Origin of the sequence: Jiangella anatolica, assembly GCF_003236295.1 — a bacterium.
GTDB classification, from domain to species: domain Bacteria; phylum Actinomycetota; class Actinomycetes; order Jiangellales; family Jiangellaceae; genus Jiangella; species Jiangella anatolica.
This window is the reverse complement of record NZ_POTW01000023.1, coordinates 23659-44202: the sequence shown is the minus strand read 5'-3', so window position 1 is coordinate 44202 and position 20544 is coordinate 23659. Positions and strand designations below refer to the sequence as shown.

Below are 20544 nucleotides of genomic sequence, written 5' to 3'. Positions count from 1 at the left end.
AATGTGGTGCCCCTCACCTAGCCATGACCCTCCTGCGGGGTGCCCGGTTGCATTGGAGCTAGGGTCACCCTCTGGACGATCGAACCGATCAGAAGGCCGGTCTCCTGGAATGGTGGCCAGTGAGCTCCTCGAACGCCTGTGCGGCCAGCAGCAGCTCGACGTCCTTGCCCGGCGCCGCGACGAGCTGGACGCCCACGGGCAGTCCGTCCGGGGTGAAACCGGCCGGTACGGAGATGGCGGGACAGTCGGTCGCCGAGATGACCGTCGCCGCTCGCATCCACTCCAGGTAGTCGCGCATAGGGGTGCCGGCGATCTGACGCGGGTACTCCAGGCTCGCATCGAACGGCGCCACCTGACTCGTCGTGAGCACGAGCAGGTCGTGATGCGAGAAGAAGTCCTCGATCGAGGCCAGCAGGCGGACCCGCGCCTCTTCTGCCGCGACGATCTCGTCGACGGTGAGGGCGAGTCCCAGCTCGGTGTTCCAGACGACCGCCTGCTTGACCTCGTCCCGATGGTTGCGGACGATCTCCCGATAGTCGGCGGCGAAGTCGAGGGCCCGATAGACCCGGAACACCTCATCCGCGTCGTCGAGAACCGGCAGGACGTCGTCGACCCGCGCTCCCGCGGCGGCGAGCGTCTCCGCGGCGGAGCCCACGACCGCCGCCACCGCGGGTTCGACCGGGAGCAGCCCGCCCAGGTCGGTGGAGAAGCCGACTCGTACGCCTGCGAGCCACGAACCGGGCTCGTGCCGGCCCGGTTCGGCGAACTCGGGGCGGTCGAACACGGATCCGGGCTCCTGAATCGACAACGGCGCGCCCGGGGCCGGTCCGCAGACGGCGGCCATGAGGAGTGCGACGTCGTCCACGGTTCGCGCCAGGACACCCGGTTGGGCGAGCCACTTCCACGGGTCGGCGGGCAGCGCATGGGGGATGCGCCCGTTCGACGGGCGCAGGCCGACGACGTTGTTGAACGAGCCGGGCGTCCGCAGGGACCCACCCATGTCCGACCCGTCGCCCGACGCCTGGATGCCGGCCGCGATCGCGGCCGCCGCTCCGCCGGAGGACCCGGCGGCCGACTTCGTCGTGTCGTACGGGTTCACGGTCGTCCCGAAGAGCGGATTGAACGTGTGCGAACCGGCGGTGAACTCGGGCACGTTCGACTTGCCGGTGGTCACCACTCCGGCGGCTCGCAGCCGGGCGATGATGAGCGCGTCCCGAGCAGGCACGTTGTCCACCAGCAACGGCGAGCCGCGCGTGGTCCGCAGCCCGGCCGTGTCGGTGGACTCCTTGTGGGTCAGCGGCACGCCGTGGAGCGGGCCGAGCCGTTCCCCGCGGGCATGCCGGGCGTCGGCGCGTTCGGCCCGCTCGTAGGCGCGTTCGTCGTCACGGGTGACGATGGCGTTGATGGCGGGATCGACCGAGTCGATGCGGGCCAGGTGATCGGTGAGCGCCTCCCGGGCGGACACCTCACCGGAGGCGATCCGTGCGGCCAGTTCGCGCGTGCTCAGCCAGGTGAGCTCGGACTCGTAGACAGGTCCCGGCGGCGTCATGGCCGCCCGCCGGGCGCGGTGTCGTGGGTGTGCGCCTCGGGGGATGGCGCATGCGCCACGAGGCCCAGCACCGCGCCGTACTGAACGCCGACGACGTCCTTGACCGGAATCCCCTGCGTCTTCTCGTCGGAGACGCGCTGTTCGAGCCAGCCGCTCCAGACGCGCTCGAGCTCCCTCGCGCAGCGCCGCACCACGACTCGCGCCGACCCCGCGGTGACCTCGGCGTTCAGCGCGCGGACCAGAGCGCCACCGAAACGGAGCCGGTACATCCAGACGACCGCCATGGGCCGCTCCGCCACCGTCGCCGCACGGTCGTTCTCCGGGACCGCGGACCGCGCGATCATCAACTCCCCGGCCCGGGACATGCTGGGAATGAACACGCGGGCGCTGCGAAGGAACGGCGAGTCGAGGGTGAGGTGCGGTTCGACCCGGGCCAGGAGCTCCGCCAGCTGTGTCCCCGTGCCGGTCAGTGCCTCGCCGGCGTCGCGGAGCAGGACGGCGTAGTTCGCGTCGACCGGGCTCGTGTCGTCGGCGCCGAAGGTCCGCCAGATCGGAAGTTCGGCGATGAGGGAGACGGTGCCGTACCTGCGCACGTAGCTGGTGGACGACTGGCCCGCGGCTCCGCTGGGAACCGGGTCGAGGCCGTTCGCCTCGCGCCATTCATAGACGTCCTGCGACGTGCCGGACTCGAAGATCGCCGGAGCCAGAACGGTGAAGTGCGCGGCCTCGGGCTCGCCCAGGTGCAGCGGGATGCCGAACTCCGCGGGGAGACGGTGCAGGAGGGGCACCAGGTCCCCGACCGGCTGGGAGAGGTAGAAGTACGCGCCTCCGGTCTCGGAGTTGTGCAGCGGGATGTAGTAGTCGGGGCGGATCTCGTCGATCACCCGCTGCAGGGCCTGCGTCTCGGGCAGCATCGCGTCGAAATACTTCGACTTGTAGCTGATCGGGAAGGTCCATTCCACCTGCTCGTTCCCCGGCGGCCGGTAGAAGTGCCGGAAGTACCTCTCGTCGTCGAACGGGTCGTCGAACCACCCCTCGTTGAGTCGCATGCCGTCCGGGTCGGCGCACGGGATGAAATGCCAGACGGTGCCCAGCCGCTCACGGAGGGAGGCATCGCCCAGCAGATCGGTCAGCAGGCGGACGACGGTGTGCGATCCGATCGGCTCGTTCGGGTGCACGCCACCGACGACGAGGCAGTGCTTCGCCGGCGCGCCCTCGTCCCCCGCCGCACCTGCACGGCTCAGGGAGAGCGTGTACAGCGTGATCGGCTCACCGAGACGGGAGGTGCCGACCCGCCGGGCCGAGAGCAGGTCGGGGAACTCGAGCCTCAGCTGCTCGACCTGCTCCATGAGCTCGTCCACGCCTGGATACCCCTGGAAGTCCGGGAGCGAGGTGGCCCGCTGGACGATCTCGTCGTCGGACACCGACTGCAGAGTCTCTGTGGTCATACCTTCTCTCGTTCTCTCCTTCGCCTCCGCTGCACATCCGGGTCCGGAACCGGTGCGGCCTCCAGGAGCCGTCTGGTGTAGTCCTCCCGCGGATCCAGCAGGATCTGCCTGCGTGCGCCCTCCTCGACCACGCGGGAGTTGCTCATCACCACGATCCGGTCGGCCAGGCTGTCGACCACGGCGAGGTCGTGGCTGATGAACAGGCAGGCGAAGTGCAGCTCTCTCTGCAGGCTGCGGAAGAGATCGAGAACGGTCGACTGCACGGACACGTCCAACGCGGAGGTCGGTTCGTCCGCGATCAGCAGCACGGGGTCCAGGGCCAGGGCGCGAGCGATGGCGACGCGCTGGCGCTGTCCGCCCGAGAGCTCGTGCGCATAGCGGGTGGACCAGGAGCGGGCGAGCCCCACAGCATCCAGCAGTTCGTCCGTTCGCGCCTTCAGCGCCTTGCCGCGCACGCCGCGGTGGACGCGCAGCGGCTCGCCGATGGACTCCGCCATCGTCCAGCGCGGATCGAGCGCGCCCATCGGGTTCTGGAACACGACGCCGATCTTCTTCCGCAGGTCCGCCGCCCGCCGCCTGCGGGCATTCACCGCGTCCATGCCGTCGACGACGATGGTCCCGCTCGTCACCGGGGCGAGGCCGGTGATGGCCTTGCCGATGGTCGTCTTCCCCGAGCCGGACTCGCCCACGAGGGCGACGACCTCACCCCGCGCGACGGTCAGGCTCGCGCCGGCGACCGCGGTCACGGACTGGAACCGCTGCCGGTACTCGACCGTGAGATCGTCGAGGACGAGAGCCGGCCGGTCGTCGGCGAGCGAGGCGCGGTCAGCCGCGTCGAGGCGTGGCACGGACCGCAGCAGCCGCTGTGTGTACGCGGCCGAGGGGTGCGCGAAGAGTCGCTCGACGGTCTGTGTCTCCTCGACCCGTCCGTCCCTCATCACGACGACCCGGTCCGCGACATCGGCGACGACGCCCATGTCGTGCGTGATGAGGAGGACGGCCGTCCCCTCCCTCTCACGCACACGCATCAGGAGATCGAGGATCTCCCGCTGCACCGTGACGTCGAGGGCCGTCGTCGGTTCGTCGGCGATCAGGATCTCCGGGCCGCAGGCCAGCGCCATGGCGATCACCACCCGCTGGGCCTGCCCGCCGGACAGCTGATGCGGATAGGAGCGGGAGCGCTTCTCCGGTTCACGCAGTTCGACGGCCGCGAGCAGGTCGATCGCCCGGCGCCTGCGATCCCGCGCGCTCAGCTCGGGGAAGTGCTTGCGCAGGACCTCCCGGACCTGGAACCCGATCGTGAAGACCGGGTCGAGCGCCCCGAACGGGTCCTGGAAGATCATCGCGATGCGCCGGCCGCGCACGTTCTGCAGGGTCTTCTCGTCGGCGGTCAGCAGGTCCTCGCCGCCCAGCCGGATGCGGCCGGCCACCTCGGCGTTGTCGGGGAGCAGACCCAGGACGCTCATCGCCGTGACGGTCTTCCCCGATCCGGACTCACCGACGACGGCGACGATCTCGCCCTCGAAGACCTCGAACGACACGCCGTCCACCGCCCGGACCCCGTCGCCTCGTCGCCCGCGGAAGTCCACCGTCAGATCGTCGAGTGCCAGCAGGGGCGCGCTCATGGACTCTCCTCGTGATCCCCGCGCTTGATCGCGGCCAGCATCTCCGCGGGAAGCTCCTGCGGCGGGGGCGTGTCCTCGTCCTGGTCCCGATACGTGTGCCATTGCTCCAGCACGTTGCGGTGATACTGGTCGACCCATGCCATGTAGCGACTGCCGTTCCGGAGGCGCCGGGCGGTCGCCGGCGCCGAGCCGGCCGGCGTCGACCTGGCGGTTCGAAGGACCTCCTCCATCCGCTGAAGGCCCAGCTTCTCGCGGCTGAGGAAGGCTCCCCAGACGTCGTCCTCCGCTCTGAAACAGGTGATCCTGCTGTTCGGGATCGAGACCTTCGTGATGTACCCGGACCCGAGGAGCGCCCGCGTCGCGGTCGAGATGGTGCCGGGACTCGTGTTCAGCAGCCTCCCGAGGTCCGCCGAGGAGAGGTACGGCTCGTCCGTGATGATCAGCAGTGCGAGGACTCGTCCGGTCATCCGCTTTCCGCGCATCAGCTCCCAGGCATCGGTGAACCGATCGATGAAGGTCCGGATCTCGTCACTCAGTTCGCTCATCTCCATGGAAATGCGCTCCTCATGTTCGATGTCCCCAACGGCTAGATCGTCACACGCGACGTCGGCGCTCATGTGCGCCCCCGCGGATCGAGAGCATCACGAAGCGCGTCTCCGAGCATGATGAGACTGATCACGGTGACGGTGAGGAAGATGCTGGGGAAGACGACCGTGTGGGGAGCGCCCTGGAAGTAGGACTGCGCGGTCGAGAGCTGGACTCCCCAGGAGATGGACGGCGGGACGAGGCCGACCCCGAGGAAGGTCAGCGTGGCTTCCGCTCCGATGACACCGCCCACCATGGTCGCGGCGATGGCCAGGGTCGGGGCAAGGGAGTTGGGTAGCACGTGCGTGAGGACGACCCGTGCCTGTGAGAGGCCCAGCGCATGCGAGGCCTGCACGAACTCGCGCTCGCGCACCTCCCTGACCGAGCTACGGATGAGCCTGGCGAAGGTGGGCCACGAGAAGAAGGCCAGCACCGCGGCCAGCAGCAGCGGAGATCGATTCGGCGCGGTGTTGAGCACGATGATCGCACCGAGCAGGAACGGGAAGCCGAGCACCACGTCGGCGGTGCGCGCGATCAGCGCGTCGAGCCACCCTCCGGCATATCCCGCCAGCGTTCCGAGCGTCACGGCGACGACCAAGCAGATCGCCGTCGTCGCGAGGCCGATGAACAGCGACGTCCGCGCACCGAACAGGACGTTGGCCAGGACGTCGCAGCCCTGCACGTCGGTACCGAACAGGTGGCCGGAGGTCGGCGGACGATTCGACGCCGTCAGGTCACAGGCTCGAGGATCGCCCTCTCCGAAGAGGCCCGCGAGCACACCCGGAACCGCCGCGATGATCGCCAGTACGGTCAGCAGAGCGAGGCTCACCCAGAACTGGACCCGGCTGCGCAGCGCGGCCCAGAGGCCCTGTGTGGTGGTGGCCCGGTCGAGGGTGCCGTCGAGCGCCACCGTGGCCGGCTCAGTCATGTCGGATCCTGGGGTCGAGGACGGACGAGAGGATGTCGACGAGCAGGTTGGTGACGAGGAAGATGAACACCAGCGTCGTGGCGACGCCGACGACCAGCGTTCCCTCCTGGTCCTGAATGGCCTTGTACAGCAGCTGTCCCACTCCGTTGATGTTGAAGATGGCCTCGATGACCACCGTTCCTCCCAGCAGCGAGCCCAGCTGGATGGCCAGCAGGTTGACGACGGGCGCCGCGGCGTTGCGCATGACGTGGAGGCCGACGACGTCGCCTTGCGACATGCCCTTGGCTCTCAGCGTGCGCACGAAGTCCGACCGCATCGTGTCGACGAGGCTGCCTCGCATGAGCCTCGAGACGCCTGCGAGCCCGTACACCGCGATGATCAGCGCGGGGAGGAGATAGGCCCGCGGCCATCCGTCGTCCACACCGGCGATGGGCGCCCAGCCGAGCGTGATGCCGACGATGTACTGCGCCATGATGCCCAGGACGAAGATGGGCACGGACTCCGCGACGATCGTGCCGAGAAGCACGCTCCTGTCCAGCGCTGAACCGTGCCGCAGTCCCGCCGCCAGTCCCAGCGCGACGCTGATGAGCACGGTCAACGACCACGCCGTCAGCGCGAGCTTGATCGTGGTGGGCCATCGGCTGGCCATCTGCTCGCCGACGGACTGACCGGTGAAGGTCGTGCCGAAGTCCCCCCGCGCAAGGCCGCCCAGGTAGTCGAGGTACTGCTGCCAGATCGGGAGGTCCAGCCCGTATCGCGACCTCAGCTGCTTTTGCACGGATTCCGGCAGCGGCCGGTCCCCGCCGAGGGCCGCGATCGGGTCGCCGGGAAGAAGGAACACCGCGCAGTAGATGACGAACGTGACACCGAAGAAGACGATGACCAGTTCCAGCAGCCGGCGGGATACGTAGCGCGTCATGGTGCTCCGGTGCGGCTCAGTCGCCGGCGAGGATCACGTCGGTGAGGAGCGGCTCTCCCACGGCCGAGGCCGTGAGCTCCGCGACCTTGTCGGAGGTGACGAAGTTGTACGACTCCTCGAACAGCGGCACGACCGGGAACCCCTCCGCGAGGTGCTGCTGGGCGGCCGCGTACGCCTCGCCGTCCTCGCTGTCGCTCGCGTCGGCGTCGTTCAGCGCCTGCTCCACCTCGGGGATGATCACTCCGCCGCAGTTGGTGCAGCCCGCGGCGCTCGTGAACACCGCCCTCAGGGTCGACTGCTGGCTCGGGTAGAGCGCACCCCAACGGGCGAAGAAGGGCCCGTCGAGCACCTTGTTGTTGCGATCCTCGCTGAACTCGGCCCATCCGACGGAGGGCCGGGCGATGGCGTCGACGCCGAGGTTCTGGCGCAGGTAGTTCGCAATGGCGTTGAACAGGTCGTCCTGGCCCGCGCCGCCGGGGAAGTGGATCGTGAGCTCTCCCTCGAAGCCCCCCGCCTGCGCCAGGAGCGCGGCAGCGGCTTCGGGGTCGTATTCGCAGTACTCCCCGCAGATGCCGTCGGGGTTACCGGGCATGATCGACGGCGTCCACGCCGTGGCGGGTGCGTTCAGATCGCCGAAGAGCGCCTCGTTGATCGCATCCCGGTCGATGGCCATCGAGATCGCCTGCCGGACCCGGACGTCGTCGAACCTGGCGTCCCAGTACGGGAAGCTCAGGTAGCTGATCGCCGGTCCCGAGAAGCTGTAGATGTGATCGTCCTCGAAGTCGTCGGCCACCTGCGTCATCCGGTTGGCCGGAAGCCGCACGATGTCGACGTTGCCGGCGAGGGCATCGGTGTAGGCGGTGAGCCGATCCGAATAGGGCACCCAGGTGATCTTGTCGACCGTCGGCTCGTCGCCGGCATAGTCCTGGTACCGCTCGGCGACGATGGGCTCGCCCTCCGTCCAGCGGGTTGTCACCGCGAACGGACCGTTTCCGATCGGCTGCTTCCCGTACGCGTCCAGATCCTGGAAGGCGCTCTGCGGCATCGGATAGAAGGCGGTCTGGGCCTGCGAGAGCTGGACGGGGAACTGGCTGTCCGCCCGGTTGAGCGTCACGCTGAAGGTCAGGTCGTCGATGACGGCCAATCCGGAGAGCTCGTCCGTAGCCGGCTCGCCCTCTGCCGGGTTCAGATCCGCGTATCCGGCGATCACCGCCAGCTGGCCGGAGTTCTCGAACGCGTTCGGCCCGTACGCCACCGTGTTCCAGCTGTCCACGTAGTCCTGAGCCGTCACCGGGGTGCCGTCGTGGAAGGTCCAGCCGTCGCGCAGCGTGATCGTCCAGGTGATCTGATCGTCACTCTCGACCGACTCGGCCGCTACATAGCTGAGCTCGCCCTCGGCGTCGAGGAAGGTCAGCGGGCTGAAGACCGACATGGTCAGCCCGAACGCGTTGCTCTGACGGCCGGGCACGAGGTTGGGCACCGGATCGGAGGAGCCGATCACCAACTCAGCGGGCGAGCCCTCGCCCCCGTCGGCCTCCGTGCTGCTGCACCCGGTCAGCACGAGAGCGAACGCGACAGATGTGGCACCTACGCCCTTCAACAGACCTCGCATGAAGCGCCTCCTTGTGCGTAAAGGTGAGGGGCGCTGAGCCTACTGGACTTTTAAATATTTTTAAAGACTCGGCACAGCCGAGGGCGCGGTGATGCCGATGCACGTCAGGCAGCGGGCGTGCGCCCGGTCCCCAGCGGCCCGGCTACGGGATCAGGACTCGCGCAGAATGGCCAGATCGCTGACTGTCGTCACATGCGCGTGCATCGCGGCGGCAGCGGCGTCCGCGTCACCGCGCCGGATCGCGTCGGCGATACGGCGGTGCTGGTCGAGAGACTCGTTCGGCCTCCCCGGCTGCCCGAGCGACTCGATGCGCGTCTCGGTGATCTCGGCCGTCAGCTCGAGCATCACGCGGCTGAGCAGCCCGGAGCGTGCGGCCGACGTCACGGCGGCGTGGAACCGCTCATCGCCCTCCACGCCACGCCCACCTCGCTCGACGTCGGCAGCCATCTGCTCGAGCGCGGCGTCCATGGCCGCGAGGTCGGCGTCGGTGCGCCTGGCCGCGGCCAGCGCGGCGAGCTTCGTCTCGATGGCGTCGCGAGCGTCGAGGACGTCGGGCAGCCGGCGGGCATGCTCGCGGATGGCGTCGGCGATCCGGCCCATGCTCGCGCCGGACGTGATCACCACCCCGTCGCCGTGCCGGACCGCGACGGCCCCCACCACTTCCATGGCCACGAGGGCCTGGCTGACCGTGGTGCGGCTGACCCCCAGGCTGCTCGCGAGCTCCCGCTCGGGCGGAAGACGATCTCCGACCCCGAGCTGGTTCTCGTCGACCCAGGCCGCGATCTGCCGGGCGACGGTCTCGTACAGCCGCGGGCGGACGACCGGGCGGATCTGGTTGCGCACGGACCAACCCTATTGACAGGCGCATCCGATGGCATATTGGCTGGGCCACTGAGCCAATAGTTCATCGCCAGAGAGGCGCTCCCATGCCGGCGCACGACGTGATCGAAGCGGTCGTCGACGATGGAACCTTCGAGTCGTGGGACGTGCCGTCCGATGCACCAGAGGCCGACGTCGAGTACGCCGCGACGCTCGCGCGTGCTCGGGCGCGAAGCGGGGCCGACGAGGCGGTGGTGACCGGACTGGGGCAGGTCGCCGGATACCCGGTCGTGCTCATCGTCAGCGAGTTCGACTTCCTGGCCGGCTCCATCGGCGTCGCGGCCGCCGACCGGATCGTCGCTGCGCTGGCACGGGCAACGCGGTCGGGTCTCCCGGTCCTGGCCTCCACTGCCTCAGGAGGAACCCGGATGCAGGAAGGCACACCCGCCTTCGTTCGGATGCTCGACGTCAGCGCCGCCGTCGCGCGCCACCGCGCGGCGGGATTCCCGTACATCGCCCATCTGCGCCATCCCACGACCGGAGGGGTGATGGCGTCCTGGGGTGCTCTCGGACAGATCACGCTCGCGGAGCCGGGTGCGCTCCTCGGCTTCCTGGGCCCTCGCGTCACCGAGATGCTGACCGGATCGGCGCTGCCGGAAGGCGTGCAGACGGCGGCGAATCTCGCCGCCCGCGGTCTCGTCGATGCCCTGACTCCGGTCAGCGAGCTGCGCCGGCTCCTCACCACGATCCTCGGCGCACTCCGCGGCGTTCCCACTCGCATGAGCGGGCCTGCGGCCCGGCAGCCGGTTGCGGCACCGGAACCCGTCGACGCCTGGGCATCGGTCGAGCTGACGCGCCGATCCGATCGGGTGACGCTCAGCGAGCTCTACCGCAACGGCGTCGCGGCGCTCGTCCCGCTGGCGGGGACCGGCCACGGCCGGCCGGCGATCCACGTCAGCCTCGCCGGCGTCCGCGGCATCCCGTGCGTCCTCGTCGCCCAGGACCGACGATCGGACCAGCCCATACGTCCGCACGACCTACGCGCAGCGCAACGCGCGATGACGCTTGCCGAGGAATGGAGGCTGCCACTTCTCACCGTGATCGACACTCCCGGCGCCGACCTCTCCGCCGAGGCGGAGAACGGCGGACTCGCCTTCACGATCGCCCAGTGCACAGCCGATCTCCTCACCCTGACCGCGCCGTCCGTCGCTCTCCTGCTCGGCCAGGGCGCCGGCGGAGCTGCTCTGGCGCTCCTCGGAGCCCAGCAGGTCATCGCGACGGAGCACGCGTGGCTCGCACCGCTCGCTCCCGAGGGGGCCAGCGCGATCGTCCATCGCGATACCGCGCACGCCCCGGACCTGGCCCGGCGACAGAAGATCGACGCCACGCACCTCTTCGTCTCCGGCGTCGTCGATCAGATCGTTCCCGAGCCGCCCGGACAGACCCCGGACGACCTGGCCGCCGCCGTGACCTGGGCTGCAGCCCAAGCCCTCGAGCACGTCCATGAGAGGCGATGAGCCACTGGCCGAACTCGATCACGTCGACGCCAGAGCAGCCTGGAGCGCGCATAGGTACGTGTCCTGGTCCTGCTGCCCGGACGGATTGTCTGCGCCGTACACGATGCTTGAGGCCAGCCAGCGCAGGCCGAGCCAGCAGCATCCCGCCCGGCCTCAGCCACCCTCGATTCGCGCCCTTCGTCCAGGCCGGAACCATTGCCTCGCCGTGCGTCAGGCTGGTTGCTCCACGGCCCCGGGTCGCGCGGTCCAGAGTGAAGGCAGCTAACCGAGACATCTACTCAACATTCTCGGGTCCTCGAAGGTCATGACACCGTGAGGACGATGCAGGACGACTTCGCCGACTGGTACAGCGCGCTGTGGCCGCGCGTGCTGCGGGTCGTCACCGTCGCCGTCGGGGACCGCGACCTCGCTGAGGAGGCGACGGCCGAGGCGTTCGCGCGGGCGCTGGCGCGCTGGCCGGCCACGGCCGAGGTCACCTCGCCCATCGCGTGGTTGCAAACCGTTGCCATCAACCACGTGCGGTCGCGGTGGCGGCGCGGCCGCCTGGAGCGGCGCGCGCTGGAACGGATGGCGGGGCAGCCCCAGCGGCATCCGGACGCGCCGGAGCCGCGGAACGATGCCCTGTGGGATGCGGTTGCGGCACTTCCGAGCCGGACCCGCCACATCGTGGCGCTGCGCTACATCGCGGACCTGCCGGAGGCGGAGATCGCCGTGACGCTCGGGATCACGCGCGGCACCGTCGCGTCCACCCTCAGCCGCGCGCGCCAGCAGCTGGGCAGCGTCCTCTCCTCTCCCACCGCGACCTCCGAGGAGATCTCATGACACCGCTCGACGAGGAACTCGCACGGCACCTACGCAGCTTCCCGGCCGCGCCGCCGCGTCCCCTCGGGGAGATCGAGGTGCGTGCGCGTATGCTCCACCGGCACCGTCGTGTCAGCGCAGTCGGTCTCACCGTCACCGCCGTTGCCGCCCTGACCGTCGCGGGCACAACCACGTCCTGGTGGGGAACATCCAGCCCGTTCGATTCCGGTCCCGACGATCGCGCCGCCGCGGGGCCCCTTGACCACGCTGCGGCGCCGGTCGACTGCCCGCAGACGGTTGGCGACGCACAGGCAGCAGTCGACCAGGCCGTCACGGAGGGCGTGCGCCACGTGGCCGACACCACGGACGTTCCCGTACCGCTGCGCTTGCTGTGGTCCCAGGAGGCGGCGCCGGCGCCCGAGACGGCCTCGGCGACTGACTACACGGCCGCGGCAGACTTGCTCGCACCGTACGAAGACGCTTGCGCGGCGCTACCGATGCAGAACCTCAGGCTCGTCGACTTGGACGACGGCACAGTGACCCGTGCCGTCTCCGTGAGCTACGTCGACGTTCCCTACGTTCGTGATCCCAACGCGGAGGCTCGCACACTGGAAGCCGGATCCACGCTCATTTCCGTCTCTCACCAGGAGGCCGGAAAGGATGGCGTAGCCGCGAGCTGGGGGACTGCCGAGGGTAGCTGGATGGTTGCCGGTAGCCCGTTGTCCGACGACGAAGTCGTCGAACTCGCCCTCGCGGCCCGATACACCGACGGCCAGATTTCGCTCGATCAGTGGTCCATAGCCGCCGACGCCGACTACATGGTGCCCGCGAGAGCCGGCAACGCTGCGGTCGGCGGCGTGTTCTACCAGGTCGAGAACGACGAGCTGATCTTGACCGTCGATAGCGCCAAGGAGAACCTGTGGCTGCGAGCCCGTGTGGGCGACGAGGTCATCGAGGTTAACGGGAAGCCGGGGCTCCTACACGCGGAGCCCGTGCTCGTCTCGGTCACCTGGCAGGTAGCCGAGGAGGTGCTCGCGAGCCTCACGACCCACAACGCCAGCGCTGACACCACACTGGACATCGCACAATCCGTGCATCCCGCACCTGGAGACGACCCACAGCTGATCGCAAGCTGGCAAGCCGATCCCGCATCGAGCGGCTGATCGTCAGCAAAGTGGACATCCCCCGAAAGGCACCCCACCCGCGTTCCCCCGTAGCGGGTGGGGTGTCGTTTGCAGCCCACTGTTTGGACGCGCCTGCCGTCGCTGGCCAGAACCGCGTCGACACGCTGACTGATCAGAGTCGGGCGGCCATTGTCTTCCCCGGCGAGCGGCGCTGCGGCAGAGCACTCGTCATGGATGGGCGGGTTCCCATATTCGGACGATGCTGCGTGAGTAGATCCGCAGCAGTTCTGCGGCGCCCAAGATCGTCCCTCATATTGCCCGCAGAACAAGATCAAATCAGTGTGGCCGAAGATCGAGATACCTTCTGACCTTTGTCGGGGTGACAGGATTTGAACCTGCGACCTCTTCGTCCCGAACGAAGCGCGCTACCAAGCTGCGCCACACCCCGAAGTGCTGGGCCAGCATATCCGAGCCGGGCGCAGGATCGAAATCCGGTTCACCCCTCGGTCGGTCAGCGCTCGCCGGTCAGGGTCAGCAGGGTCGCCTCGGGCGGGCAGGCGAACCGGACGCGGGCATACGGCGAGGTGCCGAGACCGGCCGAGACGTGCATCCAGGAGGCCCCGGGACCGCCGACGCGGGGGTGCCGGGAGACGCCCTTGACGCGGGCGGTGTCGAGGTCGCAGTTGGTGACCAGCGCGCCGTAGCCGGGGACGCACAGCTGGCCGCCGTGGGTGTGCCCGGCCAGCAGCAGCTGGTACCCGTCGCGATGGAAGGCGTCGAGGACCCGCTGGTACGGCGCGTGCGCCACGCCGACCGCCAGATCCGCGCCCGACGGCGGCGGCCCGGCGACGTCGCCCAGCCGGTCGCGACCGAGATGCGGATCGTCGACGCCGGCGAAGGTCAGGCGGCGGCCGTCGACCGTCAGGGAGGCGCGCGTGTTGGTGAGGTCGACCCAGCCGGCGGAGCTGAGCTCGTCGCGCAGTTCCTTCCACGGCAGGTCGACGGCCTCGGCGTGGTCGCGGGCGTTCTGCCGGCGGATCCGATCCAGCGGCAGCAGGTACCGGGCCGGGTTCTTCGGCCGGGGCGCGAAGTAGTCGTTGGAGCCGAACACGAACACCCCGGGCAGCTCCAGCAGCGGCCCGAGCGCGTCGAGCACCGTCGGGATGGCGTCGGCATGCGAGAGGTTGTCGCCGGTGTTGACGACGAGGTCCGGCTCGAGTGCCGCGAGCCGGCGCACCCAGGCCGCCCGGCCGCGATGACCAGGCGTGAGATGCAGGTCTGACACATGCAGCACGCGCAGCGGCCGGCTGTCCGGCGCCAGCACCGGGACGTCGAAACGCCGCAGCCGGTAGGACCGCACCTCATAGCCGGCCGCGTAGACGAGCCCGGCCGCGGCCGTCGCCGCCAGCCCGAGCGCAACCCGCTTCACGACCATGTCTCCAGCGTCCCATAGTCGGACCCCACGGGTACCCTCCTTCACCATGAGCGACGGTGTACGCCTGGCCACTCCGCGCGGGCGGGCCCTGCTCACGGCCACGGCGCTCGGCTCGGGCATGGCGTTCCTCGACAGCACTGTGGTCAACGTCGCACTGCCGACGATCGGCCGCGAGCTCGACGCCGGCCTCGCAGCGCTGCAGTGGACCGTCAACGCCTACACGCTCACGCTGGCCGCGCTGATCCTGCTCGGCGGCTCGCTCGGCGACCGGCTCGGCCGCCGTCGCATCTACCTGGTCGGTGTCGTCTGGTTCACGGTGGCGTCGGTGCTGTGCGCCGCCGCCCCGACGGCGGAGGTGCTGATCGCGGCTCGGGCGCTGCAGGGCATCGGCGGCGCGCTGCTCACCCCCGGCGCGCTGGCGATCCTGCAGACCACCATGCACCCCGACGACCGGCCCCGGGCCATCGGCGCGTGGGCCGGGCTGACCGGCGTCTCCGGCGTCATCGGACCGCTAATCGGCGGCTGGCTGCTGGAGTACGACTGGCGCTGGGTGTTTGCGATCAACGTCCCGCTGGCCGTCGTCACGGTGTGGCTGATCCTCGTCAGCGCGCCGGAGAGCCGCGACGAGGAGGCCACCGGCCGGTTCGACGTGGCCGGTGCCGCGCTCGGCGCCGTCGCGCTCGGGGCCAGCACGTATGCGCTGATCAGCTGGCCCGAGTCCGGAGCCTCCGCGGTCAACGTCGGCATGGCGGTGCTGTCGGTCGCGGCGGCGGCCGGCTTCGTCTACCGCGAGCGTGTGGCCGCGAACCCGATGGTCCCGCTGTCGCTGTTCTCCGATCGCACGTTCAGCGGCATCAACCTCATGACGCTCGCGGTGTACGCCGGGCTGTCCGGCGTCATGTTCTTCCTCGTGATCCAGCTGCAGGTGACGCTGGGCTGGTCGCCGCTGGAGGCCGGCATCGCGACCGTCCCGACGACGATCCTCATGCTGCTGTTCTCCGGCCGCTCGGCCGACCTCGCCAAGCGCTTCGGCGTCCGGCCGCCACTGGTCGTCGGCTCGCTGTGCGCCGCCGTCGGCGTCGTGCTACTGGTCATGGTCGACGCCGGCGACGACTACCTGACCGGCGTCCTGCCCGGTGTGACGCTGCTCGGCATCGGCCTGACGACGCTGGTCCCGACTCTGACGGCGACGGTGATGGCGTCGGCGCCGCAGCACCTGGCCGGCGTCGCCAGCGGCGTCAACAACGGCGTCGCCCGTGCTGCCGGACTGCTCGCCGTCGCCGCCCTGCCCGCCGTCGCCGGGCTGTCCGGTGCGGCCTACGAGGACCCGGAGCTGCTCACTGACGCGTACCGCATCGCGATGGGCGTCTGCGCCGGCCTGCTCGCCGCCGGCGCCGTCGCGGCGATGACGCTGCGGCCGCGCGCGCTCACCGAGCCGCCGGCCACCGAGCCGGCCGCGGAGCCCGCAACCGTGGCCGCCGCCGCGGCCAGGGCGTCGTCGGCGCCCGCACCGTGCTCGGCGCCGGGACTGCCGCCGTCGCACGGCTGCTGAGGCAGACTAGGCGCATGGCAGCCCTCAAGGACCGACTCCGCGCCGACCTCACCTCCGCGATGCGCGCCAAGGACGACGTGCGCAAGGCCACCCTCCGCATGGTGCTCGCCGCCGTCGGCACCGAGGAGGTCGCCGGCTCGGCCGCGCGCGAGCTGACCGACGGCGAGGTCACGGCGCTGCTGACCCGCGAGGTCAAGCGGCGCCGCGAGGCCGCCGAGGCGTTCCGTGGCGGTGGCCGCGAGGACAGCGCGGCGAACGAGGAGGCCGAGGCCGCCATCATCGCCGAGTACCTGCCGCAGCCGCTCACCGACGACGAGCTCGACGCGATCGTCACCGCCGCCATCGCCGAGACGGGTGCGGAGTCGCCGCGCGACATGGGCAAGGTGATGAAGCTCGTGCAGCCGAAGGTGCTCGGCCGGGTCGAGGGCAGCAAGGTCGCCGCCGCGGTGAAGGCCAAGCTGGCCTGACCGTGGCGCGCATCCACCAGGCGACGCTGCGGCCGACCAAGCTGGAGCTGCTGACCGGCTGGCTGCCCGAGCGACCGTGGGCCGGGGCCGGCCCGTACCGGCAGCTCGGCGCCTACCGGTTCGACGACCCGGCCGGCGAGGTGGGGCTGGAGGCGCACCTGATCCAGGACGGCGACGGCGCCGTGCTGCACGTGCCGCTGACCTACCGCGGCGCACCACTGCCCGGCGCCGAGCCCGCGCTCGTCGGCACGATGGAGCACTCCGTCCTCGGCCCGCGCTGGGTCTACGACGGCTGCGCCGACCCGGTCTTCGTGGCGGCGCTGGCCCGCGTCGTCGTCGCCGGCGCGCCGCAGGCCGAGGAGCTGGTCGACGGGCAGTCGGTCCCGCGCGAGCCGTCGGCCCGGGTGAGCGGCAGCGGCCGCGGCCCAGATCCGGCGCTGCCCGAGGACGCAGCCGTGACCACGCGCGACGACGGCCCGGCGACGATCGTCCGGGCCGGCGACCTCGAGCTGGTCGTCGTCCGGGCCGTCGGCACCGAGCCGCCGACCGGCGCCGACGTCCTGACCGGCAGCTGGGCCGGCGCTGGACCGGTCACCCTGGCTACGGTGCGGCGGGCGTGCTGACCAACGGCCAGCGGCAGAGATGCGAACGGCGGCAATGCGCACTATCCTGAGCGTGTGCGCACAAAATTGCGCACGTGCTCAGGATGGTGATCAATGGATGTCGCCCTGCCGATACGTTCCGTCATCTCCACTCTCGACGGACCGGTGCTGTCCGTGCTGGCGCGCACGACTCGTCCACTGACGGGACGTGAGGTCCAGCAACTGGCCGGAGTCGGATCCCCGAACGGAATCCGACTGGCTCTCGCACGCCTGGTGCACCAGGGCGTCGTTCGCGCCGACGAACGAGCCGCGGCCGTCTTCTACCAGGCCAATCGCGACCACCTCGCATGGCCCGCAGTCGAGATCCTGACCTCTCTTCGGCGTACCCTCCTCGCACGACTCCGCGCGGAGTTCGAGGCCTGGCAGGAGCAGCCCACGCATGCGTCACTCTTTGGCTCGGCAGCCCGTGGCGACGGCGACGCCGACTCCGACATCGACATCTTGCTCGTTGAACCTGACCACCACGACGAGACGATCTGGCTCGAGCAGATCGACCAACTTCGACAACGTGTAGAGACCTGGACCGGTAATCAATGCCAGGTCTACACCCTCGCCGTCGCTCGCCTTGCCGAGCACGTCGCAGCGGGAGACCCATTGGTCGACGGATGGCTCAGGGACTCCGTCGCGCTCGCTGGCGCGAGCCTGCAGGACGTCGTACGCGAGGTCAGGAGGCTCGGGTGAACACCAGGTCCACCGGCCGTACGGCCGCCTGCAGTCCGGCCGAAGCGACCACCCGGCTGGTCCACGCTCGTGCCTTCCTCGAGGTCGCGGACTTGGTCGGCGAACAGGACGATGAGTTGGCCACGCCGAACGTCGCCGCGTCGCTCGCCGTCCTGGCTGGCATCGCGGCCTCTGACGCGGTGTGTTGCGCAGCACTGGGCCGGCGTTCGCGCGGACAGGATCACCGGCAGGCCGCGGACCTCCTCGGCCAGGTCGCGGGCATCGGCGAGGCCATGGCCCGCGACCTGCGCCGACTGCTCTCCGTCAAGGACGATGCCCACTACGGGGTCCTGACCGTCAGCCACCAGCGTGTGACCGCAGCGCTCCGCCAGGCCCGCCACCTTGTCGAGGCGGCCGAAGAGCTCCTCGAAGAGTCCCCGTGATCAGGCGGGCGTGAGCTCGGCGGCCAGCAGCTCGGCGATCTGTGCGGTGTTCAGGGCCGCGCCCTTGCGGAGGTTGTCGCCGCAGACGAACAGCTCCAGCGAGTGCGGGTCGTCCAGCGAGCGGCGGATCCGGCCGACCCAGGTCGGGTCGGTGCCGACGACGTCGGCCGGGGTCGGGAACTCCCCGCGGGCCGGGTCGTCGTAGAGGACGACGCCGGGCGCGTCGCGCAGGATCTCCCAGGCCCGCTCCGTCGTGACCTCGTTCTCGAACGTCGCGTGCATGGTCACCGAGTGCGTGGTGACGACAGGCACGCGGACGCACGTCGCCGAGACCTTGAGGTCGGGCAGGTCGAGGATCTTGCGCGACTCGTTGCGGATCTTCAGCTCCTCGGAGCTCCAGCCGTCGTTCTTCAGCGAGCCCGCCCACGGCACGACGTTCAGCGCGAGGGGCGCCGGGAACGGGCCGAGGTCGGAGCCGATGACGCGGCGGACGTCGCCCGGGTGGGTGCCCAGCTCGCGGTTGCCGGCGACCTTGTTCAGCTGGTCGTGCAGCGTGTCGATGCCGGCCTGACCGGCGCCGGAGGCGGCCTGGTACGACGACGCGTGCAGCGCCGTCAGCCCCAGCTCGGCGTGCAGCGCGCCCAGCACCACGATCATCGACAGCGTGGTGCAGTTGGGGTTGGCGATGATGCCCTTGGGCCGCTGCCGGGTCATGCGCGCGTTGACCTCGGGCACGACCAGCGGGACGTCGGGGTCCATGCGGAACGCGCCGGAGTTGTCGACCACGACGACACCGCGCTCGGCGGCGACCGGCGCCCACTCGGCGGACACCTCGTCGGGCACGTCGAACATCGCGACGTCGACGCCGTCGAAGACGTCGGCGGTCAGCTCCAGGACCTCGACCTCCTCGCCGCGGACAGAGAGCCGGCGCCCGGCCGAGCGGGCCGACGCGATGAGCCGGATCTCGCCCCAGACGTTCTGCCGGGTCGAGAGGATGTCGCGCATGACGGTGCCGACGGCGCCGGTGGCCCCGACGACGGCGAGGGTGGGACGGTTGTCGGTCATCGCCCGGTACCCCCGTACACGACCGCCTCGACCTGGCTCGCGTCGAGGTCGAAGGCCCGGTGGATGGCGGTGACCGCGGCGTCGACGTCGTCGGCGCGGACGACCACCGAGATGCGGATCTCCGACGTCGAGATCATCTCGATGTTCACGCCGGCGTCGGCCAGCGCGCTGAAGAACTTGGCGCTCACGCCGGGGTGGCTGCGCATGCCGGCACCGATCAGCGACACCTTGCCGATGCCGTCGTCGTAGCGCAGCGACTCGAAGCCGACCGTGTCCTGGATCGCCGTCAGCGCCTCGACGCCCTTGCGCCCGTCGCTGGCCGGCAGCGTGAACGAGATGTCGGTGCGGTTCGTGTCCACGGCCGAGACGTTCTGCACGATCATGTCGATGTTGACGTCGGCCGCGGCGACCGAGCTGAAGATCGTGGCCGCCTCGCCGACCTTGTCGGGCACGCCCACGACGGTGATCTTCGCCTCACTGCGGTCGTGCGCCACGCCGGAGATGATCGCCTGCTCCATGTCGGCCTGTTCACTTCCCTCGGAATCGGACACCCACGTGCCGGTGAGCGTCGAGAAACTGGAACGCACGTGGATCGGGATGCTGTACCGGCGCGCGTACTCCACGCAGCGCAGGTGCAGGATCTTCGCCCCGCACGCGGCCATCTCGAGCATCTCTTCGTACGTGATGCGCGGAAGGCGGCGCGCGGCCGGCACGATCCGCGGGTCGGCGGTGAAGACGCCGTCGACGTCGGTGTAGATCTCGCACACGTCGGCGTTCAGCGCCGCCGCCAGCGCGACGGCCGTGGTGTCGGAGCCGCCGCGGCCGAGCGTCGTGATGTCCTTGCTGTCCTGGCTGACGCCCTGGAAGCCGGCCACGATCGCGATCGCGCCGCCGTCGAGCGCCTGGCGGATCCGGCCCGGCGTGACGTCGATGATGCGGGCCCGCCCGTGCGCGGAGTCGGTGATGACGCCGGCCTGGCTGCCGGTGAAGGACCGGGCCTCGTGGCCGAGATCGCCGATCGCCATCGCCAGCAGCGCCATCGACATCCGCTCGCCGGACGTCAGCAGCATGTCCAGCTCGCGCGCCGGTGGCAGCGGTGAGACCTGCTGAGCGAGATCGAGCAGCTCATCGGTGGTGTCACCCATGGCGGAGACGACCACGACGACCTCGTGGCCCTCCTTCTTGGTGGCGACGATGCGCTGCGCCACCCGCTTGATGGCCGCGGCGTCGGCAACGGAGGAACCCCCGTACTTCTGCACAACCAGCCCCACGGCACACTCCTCCCACAGCCAGCACGTGCCGATGGCAGTCTAGGCGACGTGCTGGCTGTGCC

At 70.1% G+C, this 20544-nt stretch carries 19 protein-coding genes and 1 tRNA gene; 8 read left to right on the top strand and 12 right to left on the bottom strand.

Going from position 1 to position 20544, the window contains the following annotated elements:
* Nucleotides 1-88 precede the first annotated feature (88 nt).
* From C1I92_RS11875 to C1I92_RS11840, 8 genes are all read right to left on the bottom strand, one after another.
* The gene (locus C1I92_RS11875; protein ID WP_111254871.1) at nt 89-1549 is read right to left on the bottom strand and encodes an amidase; all 1461 of its coding nucleotides are present in this window, start codon (nt 1547-1549) and stop codon (nt 89-91) included.
* A complete protein-coding gene (locus tag C1I92_RS11870; protein WP_111254870.1) occupies nt 1546-2997 on the bottom strand; it encodes a M14 family zinc carboxypeptidase in 1452 nt (483 codons plus the stop codon). The genes C1I92_RS11875 and C1I92_RS11870 overlap by 4 nt, the downstream gene beginning before the upstream one ends.
* Nucleotides 2994-4622 carry a dipeptide ABC transporter ATP-binding protein gene (locus C1I92_RS11865; RefSeq protein WP_111254869.1) on the bottom strand — a complete coding sequence of 543 codons (1629 nt, stop codon included), beginning with the start codon at nt 4620-4622 and terminating at the stop codon, nt 2994-2996. The genes C1I92_RS11870 and C1I92_RS11865 overlap by 4 nt, the downstream gene beginning before the upstream one ends.
* Complete coding sequence (locus tag C1I92_RS11860; protein WP_111254868.1) at nt 4619-5239, bottom strand: GbsR/MarR family transcriptional regulator; 621 nt, start codon at nt 5237-5239, stop codon at nt 4619-4621. Before C1I92_RS11860 ends, C1I92_RS11865 begins: the two co-directional genes overlap by 4 nt.
* Nucleotides 5236-6135 carry an ABC transporter permease gene (locus C1I92_RS11855; RefSeq protein ID WP_111254867.1) on the bottom strand — a complete coding sequence of 300 codons (900 nt, stop codon included), beginning with the start codon at nt 6133-6135 and terminating at the stop codon, nt 5236-5238. The genes C1I92_RS11860 and C1I92_RS11855 overlap by 4 nt, the downstream gene beginning before the upstream one ends.
* Nucleotides 6128-7054 carry an ABC transporter permease gene (locus C1I92_RS11850; RefSeq protein ID WP_111254866.1) on the bottom strand — a complete coding sequence of 309 codons (927 nt, stop codon included), beginning with the start codon at nt 7052-7054 and terminating at the stop codon, nt 6128-6130. The genes C1I92_RS11855 and C1I92_RS11850 overlap by 8 nt, the downstream gene beginning before the upstream one ends.
* 16 nt (nt 7055-7070) lie before the next feature.
* Entirely contained in the window at nt 7071-8666 is a 1596-nt protein-coding gene (locus tag C1I92_RS11845; protein ID WP_111254865.1) for a peptide ABC transporter substrate-binding protein, read from the bottom strand.
* 150 nt (nt 8667-8816) lie between these two features.
* The gene (locus tag C1I92_RS11840) at nt 8817-9509 is read right to left on the bottom strand and encodes a FadR/GntR family transcriptional regulator (protein WP_111254864.1); all 693 of its coding nucleotides are present in this window, start codon (nt 9507-9509) and stop codon (nt 8817-8819) included.
* Nucleotides 9510-9592: 83 nt separating this feature from the next.
* Between C1I92_RS11840 and C1I92_RS11835 the strand changes: the two genes are divergently transcribed.
* The 3 genes from C1I92_RS11835 (at nt 9593) to C1I92_RS11825 (ending at nt 12966) form a co-directional block, all read left to right on the top strand.
* Entirely contained in the window at nt 9593-11002 is a 1410-nt protein-coding gene (locus C1I92_RS11835; RefSeq protein WP_111254863.1) for a carboxyl transferase domain-containing protein, read from the top strand.
* A 321-nt stretch (nt 11003-11323) separates the two neighbouring features.
* The gene (locus tag C1I92_RS11830) at nt 11324-11824 is read left to right on the top strand and encodes a sigma-70 family RNA polymerase sigma factor (RefSeq protein WP_111254862.1); all 501 of its coding nucleotides are present in this window, start codon (nt 11324-11326) and stop codon (nt 11822-11824) included.
* Nucleotides 11821-12966, top strand: a complete 1146-nt coding sequence (locus C1I92_RS11825) for a hypothetical protein (protein WP_111254861.1) — start codon at nt 11821-11823, stop codon at nt 12964-12966. Before C1I92_RS11830 ends, C1I92_RS11825 begins: the two co-directional genes overlap by 4 nt.
* 335 nt (nt 12967-13301) lie before the next feature.
* Here C1I92_RS11825 and C1I92_RS11820 read toward each other — a convergent pair.
* Both C1I92_RS11820 and C1I92_RS11815 read right to left on the bottom strand, forming a co-directional pair.
* A tRNA-Pro gene (locus tag C1I92_RS11820) sits at nt 13302-13375 on the bottom strand.
* 63 nt (nt 13376-13438) lie between these two features.
* Nucleotides 13439-14362, bottom strand: a complete 924-nt coding sequence (locus C1I92_RS11815) for a metallophosphoesterase (RefSeq protein ID WP_111254860.1) — start codon at nt 14360-14362, stop codon at nt 13439-13441.
* A gap of 46 nt (nt 14363-14408) precedes the next feature.
* Between C1I92_RS11815 and C1I92_RS11810 the strand changes: the two genes are divergently transcribed.
* The 5 genes from C1I92_RS11810 to C1I92_RS11790 all read left to right on the top strand — a co-directional run bounded on the left by C1I92_RS11810 (nt 14409) and on the right by C1I92_RS11790 (nt 18146).
* Entirely contained in the window at nt 14409-15914 is a 1506-nt protein-coding gene (locus C1I92_RS11810) for an MFS transporter (protein WP_111254859.1), read from the top strand.
* A gap of 14 nt (nt 15915-15928) precedes the next feature.
* Nucleotides 15929-16381: a GatB/YqeY domain-containing protein gene (locus C1I92_RS11805; protein ID WP_111254858.1), complete on the top strand. Its 453-nt coding sequence runs from the start codon at nt 15929-15931 to the stop codon at nt 16379-16381.
* Between the two features lie 2 nt (nt 16382-16383).
* On the top strand, nt 16384-17004 hold the full coding sequence (locus C1I92_RS11800) for a CG0192-related protein (protein WP_111254857.1): 621 nt from the start codon (nt 16384-16386) through the stop codon (nt 17002-17004).
* Between the two features lie 93 nt (nt 17005-17097).
* Nucleotides 17098-17724, top strand: coding sequence for a nucleotidyltransferase domain-containing protein (locus tag C1I92_RS11795; protein WP_111254856.1), 627 nt, complete (start codon nt 17098-17100; stop codon nt 17722-17724).
* Nucleotides 17721-18146: a hypothetical protein gene (locus C1I92_RS11790; protein WP_111254855.1), complete on the top strand. Its 426-nt coding sequence runs from the start codon at nt 17721-17723 to the stop codon at nt 18144-18146. Before C1I92_RS11795 ends, C1I92_RS11790 begins: the two co-directional genes overlap by 4 nt.
* Here the strand turns inward: C1I92_RS11790 and C1I92_RS11785 are convergent, their stop codons facing one another.
* Nucleotides 18147-19211: an aspartate-semialdehyde dehydrogenase gene (locus C1I92_RS11785; RefSeq protein WP_111254854.1), complete on the bottom strand. Its 1065-nt coding sequence runs from the start codon at nt 19209-19211 to the stop codon at nt 18147-18149.
* Nucleotides 19208-20482, bottom strand: a complete 1275-nt coding sequence (locus tag C1I92_RS11780; protein ID WP_111254853.1) for an aspartate kinase — start codon at nt 20480-20482, stop codon at nt 19208-19210. The genes C1I92_RS11785 and C1I92_RS11780 overlap by 4 nt, the downstream gene beginning before the upstream one ends.
* Between the last annotated feature and the right edge of the window lie 62 nt (nt 20483-20544).